The sequence below is a fragment of the Sphingomonas sp. Leaf22 genome, from assembly GCF_001421715.1.
Lineage (GTDB): Bacteria > Pseudomonadota > Alphaproteobacteria > Sphingomonadales > Sphingomonadaceae > Sphingomonas.
The window spans coordinates 86,913-102,354 of sequence record NZ_LMKP01000006.1; the positions used below are offsets into that span (position 1 = coordinate 86,913).

A 15,442-nucleotide genomic window follows, 5' to 3' on the forward strand; every position below is an offset into this window, starting at 1 on the left:
CCTAGACGCCCAGACATGAAATATGACGTTCACATCATCGGCGGCGGCCTCGCCGGGTCCGAGGCTGCGTGGCAACTGGCAGAGGCCGGGGCGAAGGTCCGCCTGTCCGAAATGCGGGGTGGTGGCGACAGCACGCCCGCCCATCAGGGCGACGATCTGGCCGAACTGGTCTGTTCGAACAGCTTCCGGTCCGACGATGCCGAATCGAATGCGGTCGGGCTGCTGCATGCCGAAATGCGGGCGCTCGGCTCGCTCATCATGACCAAGGGCGACGAACACAAGGTGCCGGCCGGGTCCGCGCTGGCGGTCGATCGCGACGGTTTTTCGGCGGGCGTCACGGCTGCGCTGATGGCGCACCCCAACATCACCATCGTCCGCGAACGGATCGATACCCTGCCCGACAGCGGCATGACGATCGTCGCGACCGGTCCGCTGACCGCCGCCGGTCTGGCCGGCGATATCGGGAGCGCGACCGGCGCGGAGGCGCTCGCCTTTTTCGACGCCATCGCGCCGATCGTGCACCGTGATTCGATCGACCTCGATCAGGCATGGTTCCAGAGCCGCTGGAACAAGGGCGACGGCAAGGACTACATCAACTGCGCGATGAACCGCGAGCAGTATGAAGCCTTTCACGCCGGGTTGATGGCGGCGGAAAAAGCCGAGTTCCGCGAATGGGAGAACGTCCCCTATTTCGAAGGCTGCATGCCGATCGAGGTGATGGCCGAACGCGGCTTGGACACGCTGCGCTTCGGGCCGATGAAGCCGGTCGGGCTGGACGATCCGCGCACCGGGCGCTGGCCGCATGCGGTGGTGCAACTGCGGCAGGACAATGCGTCGGGCACGTTGTGGAACATCGTCGGGTTCCAGACCAAGCTGAAACATGGCGAACAGGTCCGGTTGTTCCGCACCATTCCCGGCCTCGAGAATGCCGAGTTCGCCCGGTTGGGCGGGCTGCATCGCAACACGTTCATTCGCTCGCCCGAGCTGCTCGACGAAACGCTGCGACTGAAGGCGCGTCCGCATCTGCGCTTCGCCGGGCAGATGACGGGATGCGAGGGCTATGTCGAAAGCGCCGCGGTCGGGCTGTTGGCCGGGCGCTTCGCCGCCGCCGAGCTGGCCGGGCGCAGCGTCGCGCCGCCGCCGATCGAAACGGCGATGGGCGCGTTGTTGCACCACATCACCGGCGCGGCGGTGGCCGAGACCTATCAGCCGATGAACGTCAATTTCGGACTGATGCCGCCGATCCCCGGCCGCACCAAGAAGGCCGATCGCAAGAAGATGTACACGGCGCGCGCCCGCGACGCGTTCGAACCATGGGCGAGCGCGCTTACGGTCGGGTGAGGTTGAGCGCGAGGAAACTCGCGCCCGCCCCCAGCATCAGCAGGCCGGTCCCGCCGATCGCGCCATAGACCGGCCCCCATGTCGCGAAGGCCGCGACAAAGGTCGCGACGACCAGCGCCCAGCCGCCACGTCGTCGCCAACGCCGGTCGATGCCCTGCCAGCGGTTGCGATGCCGTTCGCTGGCGAGCGCCAGCAGCGCGAAGGCGGCGAGCGCGCTGAACAATGCGATCAGGATCATTCGGCGGGCGCCCAGCTTACGGTGTCGATCGATGGTGTCGTGCGGACGGCCCGCCGCCGCATCGTCGGACGGAAACGGTGTACGCGCCACGCTGCGGAGCCGAAGCCCGCCCCCAGCGCCAGCAAGGTAACATCGGCCCCGGCCAGCACCCAGTCACCGCGCGCGATCGTCGCGGGAAGTCCGGTCGGCAGCGCGATGATGTTGTACAGCGGCAGGGCGAACAGCAGTGCCGCCTGCAACGTCAGCAGTTCGACCCAGGCGCGTGCCGGTTTCCGTGCCAGCACATAGACGAACAGCGCGGCCCAGCCGGCGAACATGACGTTGACCTCGGCATCGGCGCGACCCATCGAACCGACCGGCAGCAACCGGTTGGCCCAAAGATACAGCGTCATCGCGATCGGGAAGCCGGCGACGAACCCGACATTCAGCCGCTCGACCAGCCGGAAGCCGAAATGCGGGCGGGCGGGATCGGGCAGCCGCTCGCGCCGCTTGACGGTCCACAGTACCAGCCCGCTTGCGACCATCAGCGACCCGGTGATTCCGCACAGGAAATACAGCCAGCGCATCGGATAGTCGCCGAACCGTCCGGCATGCAGCCCGACCATCACCCCCTGCGTCTCGACCGCGCCGCCCGCCGGCGGTCCCTGCCACACCAGTCGACCGGTGACGCCGTCATAGGCGATGGCCGGTGTCCGCGCCGACAACATCGACGTGCCCGACCGGGTCAGCGTGATCCGCGCGGCGGCATCGCCGGGATTGAAGACGGTGATATAGCCGATCTCGCCGCCGACCCGCCGCTCGGCATCGCGCAGCACCGTGCCAAGATCGATCAGCGGTGCGGGACGTTCGGTCCGTTCGGCTGCCGCCGCTTCGGGGAAGACGGCGGCATAGAGCTTGGCGGGATCGTCGTAATTGGCGACGATCGCCCATGGCATCAGCATCGCGATCAGCGTGACCAGCCCGGTATAGGTGATCATCAGGTGGAACGGCAGCGCCAGCACCGCGCTGGCGTTATGGCCATCGAGCCACGACCGCTGCCCCTTGCCCCGCCGCAGCGTGAAGAAATCGCGGAAAATCTTCTTGTGGGTGACGATGCCGGTGAAGATCGCGACCAGCATAAACATCGCGGCGATGCCGACCAGCCAGCGCGCCCACAGCACCGGCACATAGTGCAGATCGAAGTGGAACCGGTAGAAGAAGTCGCCGCCACGCGTCTCGCGCGCGGTCCCCTCCTGCCCGTCGCTGCCGATGAAGGCGCGGGTGTCGCGGCGTCCGCGGCGGCGTTCCTCGCCGGGTTTGGCCTGTGGTACCCAGAACACGTCGCCGCCAGCGCTCTGGGCGCTGGGGACGGTAATGAACCAGCTTTGCGCATCGGGCGCGCGGCGGGTCAGAAACGTCACCGCCCCCTCGACCACCCGTTCGCGGCTGGCGATCGGGGCCAGTTCGGGCCGCGCCCAGCGGTTCAGCGCCTCCCGCCAATAGGCCGAGGTACCGGCGACGAAGATCGCGAACAACAACCAGCCGAGCAGCAGGCCGGACCAGGTATGCAGCGTCGATTGCGACTGGCGAAACCCCTTGCTCATACCCGCCCCCACACCGCGATCGATCCCCAGGTGATCGCCCCCGCGATGCCACCCGCCACGACCAGCGTCCACAGCGCCCGCCAGCCACTGCGCGCGGCATAGGCCCACATCGCCGCCAGCGCGCAGAGCAGCAGCGCGATCAGCGCCGCCGCCATCGTCGTCTGTACCGGATCGCCCGGCAGCACCCGGGCAAGCGCCATCGCCCACAGGCTGGCGACGGCATAGCCGACCGGCATCGCCGCGATCAGCCGCAGCGCATTGTCGCCCAGCCGCCGCCAGAGGACATGGCGTGCCTGCCCGGTCGCGGTCATGGCATCGTCACCCGCAGGCTGGCGAACACCGTGCGCGGGCTGCCATAATAATTGCCGCGCCCGGTCGAGGAAATGCGGGCGTAATAGGTACGGTCGAACAGGTTGTTGACGTTCAGTGCCAGTGACAGCTTCTCGTTGATGCGATAGCCCGCGCGCACATCGGCGACCGCATAGCTGCCCTGTCGCACAATCGTCGACGCCGTGCGCAGCGTACCGTTGGCGTTGAAGGCGGGCGGATTGCCGCTCCACGTACTGTCGAACCACGTGACGCCCGCGCCGACGCTGGCACCGGCCAGCGGACCTTCGCCCGCGTCATAGTTGGTGAACAGCTTGACCATATGCTCGGGGATGACCGGCAACAGGCTCAACCCCTCCAGCACCGGGTTGGCATCTTCCAGATATTGGGTCCGGGTGAAGCTATAGCCGCCATTGACACGCCAGCCGGGCAGGATCTCGCCGCTCGCCTCCGCCTCGATCCCGCGCGCGCGAACCCTGCCGATCTGATAGGTCAGCGTCGGTTCGTCGGGATCGTTGAACAGGCGGTTGCGCTGCGTGATCTGATAGACCGCCGCCGACAGCAACAGGCGCTGGTTCATCAGCGACAGCTTCGTCCCCGCCTCATATTGATCGCCGATCAGCGGCTGGATCGCCCCGCCGCCGGGCAGGCTGCGGCCGACCGGCGGTGCTTGCGGCGTGAAGCTGTCGGCATAGCTGGCATAGAGGTTGAGGTCGTCGGTGACGTCCCACACCACCCCGGCATAGGGGGTGAAGCGTTCGTCGAAGCTGTAGCGGGTCGGTAGCGGGATCGCACCGGTCGCGACGCGCGTCGTGGTAATGGTCGTATCCCACCATGTCATGCGCCCGCCGCCGACCAGCGTCAGTCCCTTGGCCGGGCTCAGCCGCATCTGCCCATATAGGCCATATTGCTCGACCTCGGTCGCCGACCCGCCATAGACCTGCGTGACCAGGCCGTTCGGCCCCGAAAATGCCGGCAACGGACCATAGGGGTCGAGCGGCGGTTCGGCGGGCGATACCGGATCGAAGACGTTGATCCGCGCATAGTTGGACAGGCGGGTAAAGTCCGACGTCGCCGAGCTCGCCTGATAATCGGCCCCCACGATCAACGTCTGATCGCGGCCGAACGCGGAAAAGCTGCCGACGCCGTTGAAGTCGAACGATCGCGTCTGCATCGCACTGTCGCCGCGATAGGCGATGTGGTTGGTGGTGCCGCCATTGGCCGGCGTCACCGGCTGGTTGCCGATATAGCTGTAGATATCGATGCGATCGACATCGGTCAGCATCCCCGTCGCGCGCAATGTCCAGCGGTCGCTGATCCGGTGCGCGATTTCGACGAAACCCGACCAGCTTTCCGACCGGAACCGGTTCCAGTCGGCTCCGAGATATGTCGAGCGATCGACGTCGAGCAACCGGCCGTCGCTACCGTCCGCGCCGCCGACCAATCCCGGCAACCCCGACTGGATCGCTGGCTTGAACAGGTCGTAATTGCCGCCGACGGTCAGCGTCGTATCCTCACCGATCTCGGTATCCGCAACCCCGAATGCCGCAAAGCGGTAGCGATGGGCAATGTCGAAGAACTGGTCCTGATCCTGCGCCATCACGCCCAGCCGCAGGCCGGAGCGATCGTCGAGCGGTGTCGACACGTCGACCTCACCCCGGAAATTCTGGAAGCTGCCATAGCCCGCCATCGCGCTGACCGCGAACTGGTCGAGCGGTCGCTTGCGGACCAGATTGATGCTGCCCGCCGGATTGCCCGCGCCACTGAACAGCCCTGCCGGCCCGCGCAACACCTCGACCCGGTCGTACAGGAACAGGTCGGGCACGACCGCGGGAAATGCGAAGGAAAAGGTCGGCACGCCGTCGACCAGATAGTTGCTGATGATGAAGCCGCGCGACAGATAGGACGGGTCCTCGCTGCCGATCCCGGTCACGGTCACGCCGTTGGTGACGGTCAGTGCGTCCTCCAGCGTGAACAGGTTGCGCTGTTGCAACTGCACCTGATCGATCACGGTCACCGTGTTCGGCACGTCCTTCAGCGGCGTGACGGTCTTGCCGACCGCCTGGCCATAGCTTTTGCCGACCACCAGAATGTCATCGCCGCGTTGCGCGTCCTCGTCCGCCGGCAGCACCGGTTCGGCCAGTGCGGGAGCCGTCATCACCAGCGCCAACAGCCCTGCCAACGTCATCGTGCGTACCGGACGCGCCATCATTTCCCCTTTGCGAGTCATTTGCAATATGTGGCGCTCTAAACCCAAGAAACCGACAATGCAACGCTATTGCGACCCACTCTCATTATATCTATGAGGTAGATGGCTGGTGCAGACCGCCAGCGACCGGAGAAAAAGTTATGCGATTGCTGACCCTTGTTCTCGCACTGGCGCTGCCCTCGCTGGCGGGGGCGCATGAAGTGTGGGTCGAACGCGACGGCAGCGGCCCGGCGCGCATCTATCTCGGCGAACCTGGCGAGGCCCTGCCGCCGGGCGGCGATCCGGAGTTCAAACGGCTGGTCACGCCGAAGATCGTCGGACAGGCCAATGCCAGTCTCCAGCGCAAGGCCGGCTTTCTCGAAGCGAAGCTGCCCGCAGGCGATGTCCGCGTGATCGACAATTCGGTGTTCGCGCCATGGGGCGAGGACGGTGCGAAGGAGGGCGTCGCCTATTACGCGCGCGCCGGTCGCACCGATACCAAAACCCGGATGCCCTATGAGATCGCGCCGCTGACTGCCGGTGGCAACCGCTTCGCGCTGATGCAGGGCGGCAAGCCGATCCCCGCCGCCAAGGTCACCGTCATCACGCCGGAGCGCAAGAGCGTCGAACTGACCGCCGACGCCGCCGGCGCGTTCGTGGTACCGGTCGCGGGCAAGGGCCGTTATCTGCTGACCGCTGCGCAGGCCGAAACCGGCAAGCTGCGCGTTGCGGCCGGCCCGGTCGACAAGCTGCATCACATCGCGACGACCAGCTTCGTCGTCGAATGATCGGGCGGGCGGCGGGGCACATCCCCGCCGCCCCGCGCGTATCAGCGCACCGGCAGTTCGAACGGTGCGGCCGGCAGGTCGGCTCCGTCGAACAGGTTGACGAACGGCGCATCGGCCCAGGCGTAGCGGACCGCCGTCACCTCCGGCCGGCCCGCACCGGGCAGTATCACCGTATCGCCCTGTACGCGCCCGTCGACATAGGTGCAGCTCGCGCCGGCGCATTGTTCGAACCCGATCGCCCCTGCCCCGCCATAGCGTTGCAATCCACCGGTCACGTTGCGGAAGCGGACGACGATATCGCTCCCCTGCCGCACCGCGTCGGCCGCTTCGGGGCCGCTGCGCAAGCCCGGCTGGCCATAGGCGACGACCCGCGCCAGCCGTGCCAGCCGTTCGCCAATCACCGTCTTTTGCGCCGGATGAATGTCGAACCGGTCGCCGACATCGATCGTCACGGCGAGGCCGGCATGGCCATCGGCGGCAACCGCCTGCGCCTGCGACTGGCGCAGTGCCGCCCAACCGGACTCACGCGGGGCGGTCGCCGGGGTGCCATAGCCGGTGAGCTGGACGACGAAGAACGGCAGCTGGGGCGATGCGAATGCCCGCCGCCAATCGGCCATCAATGTCGTCATCAATCCGCGATAGGCCGCCGGCTGTCCGGTGTTCGACTCCCCCTGATACCATGCCGCCAGCTTCAGGCCGTAGGGCGCGATCGGGGCGATCATGCCGTTGTACAGCGTGGTGAGACTGTTCGGGACGTCCCATGGCGCCGGGCCGACCGAACCGTCCTTCAGCGCGGTGCCGAGGCGGTACCGCCACGGTCCCGACAGCGGCACCGCACCGCCATCGGCCAGCCCGATCGTGCGGATGCTCATGTCGGTGAACCGCCCGTCCTTCTTCGCGCCGACCGCACGGATGGCGATGACGTTGCGGCCGGGGCGCAGCAATCCGGCGGGTACGCCATAGCTGCGCCATGCCCAATCGACGCTCCCACCGCCGACGAAACGGCCGTTGAGATAGGTTTCGTCATACCGCGCGATCGGCCCCAGCCGCAGCGTCTGCGCCGCCGCAACCTGTGCCGGGGTCAGATCGACGGTCGTGCGCAGCCATACCACCCCGTCCAACCGGTCGCGATCGGCGGCGGGCAACTGTTCATATTGCGCCGGCACCGTGGCCCAGCGGCGATCGTCATACATCGCTGCCTGAAACGCGCGCTCGGTCCTCGCGGCGGGGTCCAGTGCTTCCCACGCCTTTTCACGCCGCACGCCGTCCGCCGCCGTTGCCGCGGCCGGATCGCGATCGAACGTCGCGATGGCGTTCAGTCCGTCGGTAAAGCCCGGCTGCGTCGCCAGCGCCGGGGCGCTGATCCAGCTTTCGATCCGCGTGCCGCCCCATTCGGAGGCGATGAACCCCATCGGCACCTTTTCGGTCCCGCGCAGCGAGCGCGCCATGAAATAACAGACCGCCGATGCGTCGCCGATGGTTTCAGGCGTGACACTGCGCCAGTCGACCCGCTTGGCAAGGTCGCCGACAGGCGCGGTCTTGCTGCTGTCGGGGATCGTCGTGAACCGCAGCGATGCGTCGTTGGCCGACGGGATCACGTCCAGTCCGGTCGCGTGCTTGACCTGAAATTCCATGTTCGACTGTCCGCCGCACAGGAACACGTCGCCGATCATGATGTCGGACAGCCGCTGCGCCGCCGCGTTCCCGCCGCTGACCTCCAGCACATAGGGGCCACCGGCCTTCATCGCCGGCAAGGTCGCCCGCCACTTGCCGTCGCCGCCGGCCTGCGCGGTGACGCTCCGGTCGTTCAGCCTGACCGTGACCGATGCGCCGGGCGCGGCACTGCCCCAGATCGCGATCGGACGGTCACGCTGCAGGACCGCATGATCGGCAAAGATGTTGGCGAGTGTCGGCGACGTCGATTGGGCATGGGCCAATCCGCCCCATGCCAGCGACGCGACCACCGCGCAGATCGCCGAAGTCCGAACCGAACGCATAACCCCTCCCCGAATCATCGTGAACGCTACCATGCCGCAGTGGACAGCGACGCGCTACTGCGGCGTGCCGACGAGGCGCGCGCGCGATTGTACGACTGGGCCTTGCATCACATCGCGGTGCGGGTGTCCTCCAGCGCGAGCGATACCAGCAGGGTCATCGCATCTTCGGCGGCCCTCGCATCGCCGGCGACCACCGCATCGAACACGCGGGAGTGATCGGGTACCGGGTCGCGGGGCAAGGCGCGTTGGCGCTGCTTGAACTGGGTCGTCCAGTTGACCGCCGCGCCGATGCTGGCGCTGAGCGCGACGAACGTCTCGTTATGCGTGGCGTAGATCAGCGCGTCGTGGAAATCGCGATCGGCGGCGCGCCCGGCTTCGGTGGCAAGCGTATGCCGCCGCATACCCCCCAGCGCCGCGCGCAACGCCTTGATATCGTCCTTGTCGCGCCGTTCCGCCGCCAGCCGCGCGACCGCCGGCTCGACGACCGCGCGCAGTTCGAACAGCCCGCGGATGAACGACATGTTCGGTTCGCCCTCGAACGCCCAGGCCAGGACCATCGGGTCGAGGAAGTTCCAGCGCCGACGCGGCAGCACGCGCGTACCGATTTTCGGGCGACTTTCGACCAGTCCCTTGGCGGTCAGGACCTGTACCGCCTCGCGATAGGCGCTGCGCGATACGTCGAGCGCCTCGGCATTGGCGACCTCGCCGGTCAGCAACTCGCCCGGCGCGATCCGGCCGGAGACGATCGCCGTGCCGAGATAATGGGCGACGGCACCGCGCAGCCGCCGGCCCGATCCCTTTCGGGCGGGCACCGCGGGTTCGTCCAACGGCGTTTCGTCCGCGTTCTCGTCGATATCGGCGATGTCGATATCGTGTCCCGGTTCCATGCTCACCGTACTTCCCTCGCCATCGGCGTCGACGTGGCGGCCGCCAGCGCGATGTATAGGTAATGGGCCGCGGATCGATGCCGGATAAGATTTACCGACGATGCTACGGACCCGGACACCCGCCGTCAAATCGCGGCTGAAACCGGCCGCTCCGGCATGCGGCAACCCATATCGCCGAATACGCCAGCAGCGACGTTAACGCTACCACCAACGGCATTGACGCGTCGCCGGCAACTGAATACCCAGACAAAAACGGCCGTAAGTCGCCGGAATGGGAGAGCGATTTTGGCGATCAGATCGATCCGGATGATGATGCTCGCCATCACCGCCATTCTGGGCGGCACCGCGTCCGCACAGGTGTGGCGCGCCGATCAGGGCGATGGCAGCTATCGCAATCCCATTTTCTACGCCGATTATCCCGATCCCGATATCATCCGCGTCGGCAGCGATTACTACTTCGTCACGACCACCTTCGCCAATGCGCCCGGCCTGACCCTGCTCCATTCGAAGGACCTGCTGAACTGGCAGATTATCAGCCATGTCGTACCGCGCCTCGACGATCGACCCGAATATACGCTGACCGACGGCAGGAACGCGTATCGACGCGGACTGTTCGCCGCCAGCCTGCGTCATCATGCCGGCATCTTCTACATCGCCGTGACCCCGGTCGGACAGAATACCCGCATCTATCGCACCCGCGATCCGCGCGGAACGTGGACGATGAACGAACTCGACCGGGCGGCCTTCGACCCGGGAATGTTCATCGAGCCCGACGGCACCGGCTATATCGCTACCGCGATCGGATCGGACGGCACTACCCGCCTGCTCAAGCTGGACCGCGACTTCCGGAGCGTGGTCGACGATCGCAAGATCCATTACAATGCCGGTGCCGAAGGATCGAAGATCATCCGGCGCGGCGAATATTATTACCTGTTCAATGCGATTCCCCGCCAGCTCGGCCTGACGGTCTCCCGCGCGCGCAGCCTGTATGGACCATGGGAAACCCGCCCGCAGATCGACGACAAGAGCGGCGGGCATCAGGGGGCGCTGGTCGATACGCCGGACGGGAACTGGGTCGGCTTCGTGATGATCGATTCCGGATCGATCGGTCGGATGACGAACCTCAGCCCCGTCTTCTGGCGCGAAGACTGGCCTGTATGGGGAACGCCGGAAGCGCCCGACCGCGTACCCGATCGCGCCGAAAAGCCGATCAAGGGCTTCCCCTTCGTCGAGCCCGCCACCTCGGACGATTTCGGCACGTCGAAGCTGGGCTTGCAATGGCAGTGGAACCACAATCCGATCGACGATCGCTGGTCGCTGACCGAGCGCCCCGGCTATCTGCGGCTGCGCCCGACCAAGGCGGATGGGTTCTGGACGGCGCGCAACACGCTGGTGCAAAAGGCACAGGGACCGCGCAGCCGGGCCGAGGTGAAGCTGGATATCGCCAACATCCGTCCCGGTGACCGCTGCGGGTTCGGCACCTTCGGCCAATATAGCGCGACGCTGTCGGTGACACGGGCCGCCAACGGCGCGCCGTCGCTGGCGATGGACGTGCTCGAAAGCACCGAGGCCGGTCCCAAAACCGATAGGCGCGTGGCGGCGCAGTCGATCAGCGGGCGGGCTTTGTGGATGGCGATGGACCTCGACTTCGCCACCGATCGCGGCCGGCTTTCGTTCAGCAGCGACGGCAAACGCTGGCAGCCGATCGGCGGCGACTTCCCGCTGGCGTTCGCATGGCGGACCGGCACGTTTCAGGGGGAGCAGATGGCGATCTCCTGCTACAATCCGACACCGGGCGCCGGCTTCCTCGATGTCGACAGCTTCACGCTGAAGGCTTCGAAATGAAGCGTCGGCTGTTGGGTGCGCTGCCGGTCGCCGCCTGCCCGTGACCTTCCCGGACGGCTGCTCGACAAATGATGACAACAGGCAAGGGGAACGGGGCATGACCATCGACGGGATCACACGGCGCGGACTGATCGGGGCGGCAGGCGCGGTCCCGATCGTCGCCGGCGCGGCACGGGCGACGGCGGCCCCTCGCGGCAGGCCGAGGCTGGCGCAGACCCCGCCGATGGGCTGGAACAGCTGGAACAGCTTCGCCACGACGATCACCGAGGCGCAGGCGATCGAAACCGCGCGCATCATGCGCGAGAAGCTGCTGCCGGTCGGCTATTCGATCTTCACCATCGACATCCAGTGGTACGAACCGGGCGCGACCGGCTATGCCTATCGCGCCGATGCGGTGCCGGTGCTCGACGCCTATGGCCGCTTGCAGCCCGATCCGAAGCGGTTTCCCTCCGCCGCCAACGGCCGGGGTTTTCGCGCCATCGCCGATCAGGTCCATGCGATGGGGCTGCAATTCGGCATCCACCTGATGCGCGGCATCCCGCGCGAAGCGGTGCGCCGCAACCTGCCCGTGCTGGGCACCCGATACCGCGCGCAGGACATCGCCGACACGTCGAGCATTTGTTCGTGGAACAGCGACATGTACGGCGTGGACATGCGGCGTCCCGGTGCGCAGGCCTATTACGACAGCGTGTTCGCGCAATATGCCGATTGGGGCGTCGATCTGGTCAAGATGGACGATATGAGCCGCCCCTATGACGCCCACGCGCCGGAGATCGAGGCGACGAGCGCGGCGATCGCGCGGTCGGGTCGCCCGATCCTCCTTAGCCTGTCGCCCGGCGAGACGCCGGTGGCGAACGGCGATCATGTCCGCGCGCATGCGCAGATGTGGCGGATCAGCGACGATTTCTGGGACGAATGGTCGCTGCTCGACGCGCAGTTCGTCCGGCTGGAAAACTGGCAGCGTTTCGCCGGCCCCGGCGGCTGGCCTGATGCCGACATGCTGCCGCTCGGCCGGCTGGCGCTGGGCCAGCGCGACACCAAATTCACCCCCGCCGAACAGCGTACGCTGATGACTTTATGGTCGATCGCCCGATCGCCGTTGATCATGGGTGGCGACCTCCGCCACCTCGATGCGCCGACGCTGGCGCTGCTCACTAACCCGGAAGTCATTGCCGTCAATCAGGCCAGCACCGCCAACCGCCCGTTGCAGGTACGGGATGGCATGCGCGCATGGACCGCAAAGGCAATGAATGGCGCGACCTATCTCGCCTTGTTCAATCCGGGTGAGAAGCCGCTCCAGCCGGGCGTCGATCTGCGCTGGTTGAACCTGAAAGGCCCTGTCCGGGTACGCGACCTGTGGGCGCGGCGCGATCTCGGCACGGCGGCGACCCGGGTCGAGGCCGACCTGCCGCCGCATGGTGCCGGCCTCTATCGCCTCGACGCCTGACTTTCCCCCTTTCCGACAGGACGAACCGATGCTCCGAACGTTGATGACCGGGTTGGCGCTGGCCGCAAGCACCAGCGCCCTTGCCGAACCGGCGCGCTTCAGCCGCTTTATCTATGAAGGGCGCAGTGTCGAGCGGGCAACGCCCGGCCCCGACCAGTATCGCAACCCGATCCTGTCGGGCTATTATCCCGACCCGTCGATCACCCGCGTCGGCGACGACTATTATCTCGCGCTGTCGTCCTTCGCCCATTATCCGGGGCTGCCGATCTTTCATTCGAAGGATCTGGTCCACTGGACACAGATCGCCAACGCCATCAGCCGGCCCGAACAGCTGGATTTCACCGGTCGCCGCGTGTCGGAGGCCGTGTTCGCGCCCGACATTTCGTATCACGACGGCACCTTCTACATCGTCAACACCTGTGTCGCGTGCAAAGGCAATTTCGTCATCACCGCGAAAGACCCGAAAGGGCCATGGTCGAACCCGATCTGGCTGCCGTTCGAAGGGATCGACCCTTCCATCTATTGGGAAGGCGACCGCGCCTATATCGTCAACAACCGCACCCCGAATGAACCGCCGCGGTACGAGGGGCACCGCGCGATCTGGGTACAGGAATATGACTGGCGCGCCGGCAAGATGATCGGTGAATCGACGCAACTCATCAACGGCGGCGTCGACCTCACCAAGAAACCGGTATGGATCGAAGGGCCGCATATCTTCCGGAAAGACGGCTGGTATTATCTGACCGCGGCAGAGGGCGGCACCAGCGTCAACCATTCGCAGGTGGCGTTCCGCTCGAGAAACCTGCGTGGACCGTTCACCCCATGGAGCGGCAATCCGATCCTGACCCAGCGCGACCTGCCTGCCGACCGCAGCGATCCAGTATCGGCGGCGGGCCATGCCAAGCTGGTGCAGACCCGCGCCGGCGACTGGTGGGCGACGTTCCTCGCCGTGCGTCCCTATGGCGACGATTACTACAATATCGGGCGCGAGACGTTCCTGCTGCCGGTGACATGGAAGGATGGCTGGCCCACGATCCTCCCGCCCGGCCAGCGTGTCCCGTTCGTCGCCACCCGCCCGACGCTGCCGCGCCAGCCAGTGCCCAAACTGCCGACCAGCGGGGATTTCGGCTATGTCGACGAATTCGACGGCAAGGCGCTCGGCCTGCAATGGATCGGTGTCCGCACGCCCAAGACACCGGTGTATCGGCTGGCCGGCGGCGAGCTGCTGATCGACGGCGGCGCGCCGATCGGCGACCTGAACGGGGTGCCGGGCTTCGTCGGGCGGCGTCAGCAGCATCATATCGCGACGATCGCCACGACGGTCGCGTTCACGCCCCGGCAGGACGGCGACCGCGCCGGTCTGGCCGCGATCCAGAATGACGACTATTACCTGTTCTTCGGGCTTACCCGTCTGGCCGGCAAGCGCGTCGTCGCCCTCTACACCCGGGCGAAGGGTGCGGAGCAACTGGTCGCGTCGACACCGGTCGAAGGGACCGCGCCGGTCATGCTGACCATCCGTGCGGACCGGGGCACGATGGCGTTCGATGTCGCGGCGGGGGGCAGGAAACAGACGTTGAAGCGCGATGTCGACGTCCGGTTCCTCAGCACGAAGGTGGCCGGCGGCTTCGTCGGCACGGTCGTCGGCCCCTATGTCTGGCAGGCCAGATAACAGCGAATGGTGACCGGAGCGTCGGTTCGGCGCGCCGGTTTTCGAAGGACCGGTCCGGTATGGCGCACAAAGAAAACCCCGCCGGACCGTTGGTCTGGCGGGGCTTTCCATGGTGCACCCGGAGCGATTCGAACGCCCGGCCCTCAGATTCGTAGTCTGATGCTCTATCCAGCTGAGCTACGGGTGCCCGGTGGAGGCAGCCTGTTAGACGTNTGCACCCGGAGCGATTCGAACGCCCGGCCCTCAGATTCGTAGTCTGATGCTCTATCCAGCTGAGCTACGGGTGCCCGGTGGAGGCAGCCTGTTAGACGCGACGTTTCGGTCTGGCAAGCCCTAGCCCCGTCAAATAACCGTGTCGACGTTTTCGGATATGATCAAACATTCTCGCAGCCGAAACCGAACTTCGGCAACACAGACAAAGAAAACCCCGCCGGACCGTTGGTCTGGCGGGGCTTTCCATGGTGCACCCGGAGCGATTCGAACGCCCGGCCCTCAGATTCGTAGTCTGATGCTCTATCCAGCTGAGCTACGGGTGCCCGGTGGAGGCAGCCTGTTAGACGTGGCTTTTTGGTCTGGCAAGCCTGTCGCGCGATTTTTTTTGGATGCATAGCTGGGGACATGAAAGCCGCTCCGATCCCGCTCGTCCTGTTCGCCGCCCTGCTGTCGGCCTGCGCCGCGCCGCGTGGAGAGTATCCGTCGCTGCTGCCCCGCCCGATCGAAAAGATCAGTCTGGCCGAACCGTCACGCCCGGTGCCGGTCGCAACGCCCGACGCCGGGCTCGATCGAAGGATCGCGACGCTGACCGGTAGCGTCGACAGCGCGACGTCCGCGTTCGACGCGGCGGTAAGCCGCGCCCGACCGCTGGTCCGTGCCGCCGCCGGGACGGCACAGGGCAGCGAACGCTGGCTGGGCGCGCAGGTGGCGTTGGCGGAACTGGACGTCGCCCGCACCGCGATCGATACGCCCCTCGCCGATCTCGAACGGCTGGCGATCGACCGCGCCGCGGCTGGATCGCCACCCTATCCCGCGCTGGACACTGCGCTGGCAAAGGCGACCGAGGCGGCGAAGGCCCAGCGTGCAACCATCGCGACGCTGGGCGCGAGCCTGCGCTAAACCACGGCCGACCGGTGCT

General features: G+C 66.5%; 13 protein-coding genes and 3 tRNA genes. 6 read left to right on the top strand and 10 right to left on the bottom strand.

Going from position 1 to position 15,442, the window contains the following annotated elements:
- Positions 1-15 precede the first annotated feature (15 nt).
- A complete protein-coding gene (trmFO, locus tag ASE70_RS04540) occupies positions 16-1,341 on the top strand; it encodes a methylenetetrahydrofolate--tRNA-(uracil(54)-C(5))-methyltransferase (FADH(2)-oxidizing) TrmFO (RefSeq protein ID WP_056501846.1) in 1,326 nt (441 codons plus the stop codon).
- Here trmFO and ASE70_RS04545 read toward each other — a convergent pair.
- The 4 genes from ASE70_RS04545 to ASE70_RS04560 are packed head-to-tail and all read right to left on the bottom strand — an operon-like array spanning position 1,328 to position 5,719.
- The gene (locus tag ASE70_RS04545; RefSeq protein WP_056399838.1) at positions 1,328-1,579 is read right to left on the bottom strand and encodes a DUF3325 family protein; all 252 of its coding nucleotides are present in this window, start codon (positions 1,577-1,579) and stop codon (positions 1,328-1,330) included. The genes trmFO and ASE70_RS04545 overlap by 14 nt on opposite strands.
- Entirely contained in the window at positions 1,576-3,162 is a 1,587-nt protein-coding gene (locus ASE70_RS04550) for a PepSY-associated TM helix domain-containing protein (protein ID WP_056501849.1), read from the bottom strand. The genes ASE70_RS04545 and ASE70_RS04550 overlap by 4 nt, the downstream gene beginning before the upstream one ends.
- Positions 3,159-3,473: a hypothetical protein gene (locus ASE70_RS04555; protein ID WP_056501852.1), complete on the bottom strand. Its 315-nt coding sequence runs from the start codon at positions 3,471-3,473 to the stop codon at positions 3,159-3,161. Before ASE70_RS04555 ends, ASE70_RS04550 begins: the two co-directional genes overlap by 4 nt.
- Complete coding sequence (locus ASE70_RS04560; RefSeq protein ID WP_235519605.1) at positions 3,470-5,719, bottom strand: TonB-dependent siderophore receptor; 2,250 nt, start codon at positions 5,717-5,719, stop codon at positions 3,470-3,472. The genes ASE70_RS04555 and ASE70_RS04560 overlap by 4 nt, the downstream gene beginning before the upstream one ends.
- 119 nt (positions 5,720-5,838) lie before the next feature.
- Between ASE70_RS04560 and ASE70_RS04565 the strand changes: the two genes are divergently transcribed.
- Positions 5,839-6,465, top strand: coding sequence for a nickel uptake transporter family protein (locus ASE70_RS04565; RefSeq protein WP_056501854.1), 627 nt, complete (start codon positions 5,839-5,841; stop codon positions 6,463-6,465).
- A 41-nt stretch (positions 6,466-6,506) separates the two neighbouring features.
- Here ASE70_RS04565 and ASE70_RS04570 read toward each other — a convergent pair whose 3' ends face one another.
- From ASE70_RS04570 to ASE70_RS20545, 3 genes are all read right to left on the bottom strand, one after another.
- The gene (locus ASE70_RS04570; protein WP_200925597.1) at positions 6,507-8,462 is read right to left on the bottom strand and encodes a sialate O-acetylesterase; all 1,956 of its coding nucleotides are present in this window, start codon (positions 8,460-8,462) and stop codon (positions 6,507-6,509) included.
- 107 nt (positions 8,463-8,569) lie between these two features.
- On the bottom strand, positions 8,570-9,349 hold the full coding sequence (locus ASE70_RS04575) for a FadR/GntR family transcriptional regulator (RefSeq protein ID WP_056501861.1): 780 nt from the start codon (positions 9,347-9,349) through the stop codon (positions 8,570-8,572).
- A 125-nt stretch (positions 9,350-9,474) separates the two neighbouring features.
- On the bottom strand, positions 9,475-9,672 hold the full coding sequence (locus tag ASE70_RS20545; protein WP_156355977.1) for a hypothetical protein: 198 nt from the start codon (positions 9,670-9,672) through the stop codon (positions 9,475-9,477).
- Here ASE70_RS20545 and ASE70_RS04580 point away from each other — a divergent pair.
- The 3 genes from ASE70_RS04580 (at position 9,656) to ASE70_RS04590 (ending at position 14,310) form a co-directional block, all read left to right on the top strand.
- Entirely contained in the window at positions 9,656-11,194 is a 1,539-nt protein-coding gene (locus tag ASE70_RS04580) for a glycoside hydrolase family 43 protein (protein ID WP_056501865.1), read from the top strand. The two genes, ASE70_RS20545 and ASE70_RS04580, sit on opposite strands and share 17 nt — an antisense overlap.
- Before the next feature lie 97 nt (positions 11,195-11,291).
- A complete protein-coding gene (locus ASE70_RS04585) occupies positions 11,292-12,641 on the top strand; it encodes a glycoside hydrolase family 27 protein (protein ID WP_056501868.1) in 1,350 nt (449 codons plus the stop codon).
- A 28-nt stretch (positions 12,642-12,669) separates the two neighbouring features.
- Positions 12,670-14,310: a glycoside hydrolase family 43 protein gene (locus ASE70_RS04590; protein WP_056501871.1), complete on the top strand. Its 1,641-nt coding sequence runs from the start codon at positions 12,670-12,672 to the stop codon at positions 14,308-14,310.
- Positions 14,311-14,420: 110 nt separating this feature from the next.
- On the opposite strand, the gene ASE70_RS04595 is transcribed toward ASE70_RS04590, so the two are convergent.
- The 3 genes from ASE70_RS04595 to ASE70_RS04605 all read right to left on the bottom strand — a co-directional run bounded on the left by ASE70_RS04595 (position 14,421) and on the right by ASE70_RS04605 (position 14,846).
- Positions 14,421-14,497 (bottom strand) — tRNA-Arg (locus ASE70_RS04595).
- Between the two features lie 26 nt (positions 14,498-14,523).
- Positions 14,524-14,597 (bottom strand) — tRNA-Arg (locus ASE70_RS04600).
- Positions 14,598-14,769: 172 nt separating this feature from the next.
- Positions 14,770-14,846, bottom strand: a tRNA-Arg gene (locus tag ASE70_RS04605).
- An 82-nt stretch (positions 14,847-14,928) separates the two neighbouring features.
- Between ASE70_RS04605 and ASE70_RS04610 the strand changes: the two genes are divergently transcribed.
- Positions 14,929-15,423 (top strand): hypothetical protein, encoded by a 495-nt coding sequence (locus ASE70_RS04610; protein WP_056501874.1) that lies wholly within the window; start codon positions 14,929-14,931, stop codon positions 15,421-15,423.
- The last annotated feature ends 19 nt before the right edge of the window (positions 15,424-15,442 follow it).